This window comes from Conexibacter stalactiti (genome assembly GCF_033542075.1).
GTDB classification, from domain to species: Bacteria; Actinomycetota; Thermoleophilia; order Solirubrobacterales; family Solirubrobacteraceae; genus Conexibacter; species Conexibacter stalactiti.
In genome coordinates this window covers 1-824 of sequence record NZ_JAWSTH010000238.1, presented here as the reverse complement: position 1 = coordinate 824, position 824 = coordinate 1, and the positions used below count along the sequence as shown (strand labels likewise).

At 40.3% G+C, this 824-nt stretch carries 1 protein-coding gene; it reads right to left on the bottom strand.

What is annotated here, in order from left to right; genetic code table 11:
• Positions 1–128: 128 nt before the first annotated feature.
• Complete coding sequence (locus R7226_RS31545) at positions 129–350, bottom strand: hypothetical protein (RefSeq protein ID WP_318601531.1); 222 nt, start codon at positions 348–350, stop codon at positions 129–131.
• Between the last annotated feature and the right edge of the window lie 474 nt (positions 351–824).

Genomic DNA, 824 nt, shown 5'->3' with positions numbered 1-824 from the left:
CTTTGTGAAATTCCTTCCAACTTGACTTTTGCCTGAACCATGTTGATTAGTCCAGCACCAAGTTGCTGAATAACTATTTCAGTCAATTTAGCTTCGTTCATGATGACATTTGGAATAATCTGAACACTTCAAGGTTTAAGGTCAAGTTCGCTTTCCTTTTGCGCATTGCCATCATAAATCGCTTTTGCCTTTGCCAAAATCCTTGTCAATGTCCTTTGGTGGAAAATGCTTAGTGAGTTAGATGTCTCAACATCATTTCCCCTGTTGAAGATAGCTTCGGTTGCAGTTGCAGGTCCTCCACCTTCTCCACCTTCATGTATTTCAGACAATTTGAGAGACTGCACTGCCAAAGTGATAATCTTACCGATGTTGGTTCAGTATTGTTCTACCTTTGGATCACCTTGGATAATCTCAAAGACCTTGTTCTTGTCCTCATAGTCCCCTGTGTCCTTAAGAACAGCAATGATTGACTCATCAGCAATCTGTTTCGCTTGGTTCTTGTCCAATAGGGTCTGGTCTACGATTAGTTTTGTCCTGTTTAGGTAAAGTTCTCTTCTAAGTGCCTTTGTTGCCTCATTGAGCATTGCCTGTAGAGGTTCAAGTCTCTTTGATGGTAAAATGTTGTTCAGTGAAGATGTTGAGTAGTCATAACTTGGAAGTCATTGAACTTGCTCCACCGGTATGAAACCATAATCATTTGCAGTGTCTGCCTTAATGTGCAATTCCTCTTCAATTCCCTCATTGAACTTGTTGATGTCAACTTGTTTCCTGCTTTCAAAAGAGCCATCTTTGTCATTGAATAGGACATTCTTGATTGTCTTGCT